This window comes from Bacillus cereus group sp. N21 (assembly GCF_016483395.1).
Taxonomy (GTDB): domain Bacteria; phylum Bacillota; class Bacilli; order Bacillales; family Bacillaceae_G; genus Bacillus_A; species Bacillus_A pseudomycoides.
Genome location: NZ_JAEHBX010000331.1, coordinates 1 through 274, shown reverse-complemented (window position 1 = coordinate 274; position 274 = coordinate 1). Strand labels below are relative to the sequence as shown.

Sequence of the window (274 nt, the reverse complement as noted above, 5' to 3'; positions counted from 1 at the left end):
ATTGGGTACTTAGCTCAAAATACTGGATTAGAAACATCATTAACAATTTGGGATGAAATGCTAACCGTCTTTACACACCTACAGCAAATGGAGACAAAACTTCGAAGGCTAGAGCAAGAAATGGGAAAAGAAGAAAACTTTTCAAATGCCGCTACATATGAAAAATTATTAGCTGATTATGACCAATTGCAATTAGATTATAAAGATCAAGGCGGCTATCAGTACGAAGCAGATATTCGCTCCATTTTAAGCGGTCTTGGTTTCCCTGTTGAAA

At 36.5% G+C, this 274-nt stretch carries 1 pseudogene; it reads left to right on the top strand.

The window, feature by feature from the left end:
• Positions 1-274 (top strand): annotated as a pseudogene (locus JDS96_RS31075) (ABC transporter ATP-binding protein); the annotation flags it as partial.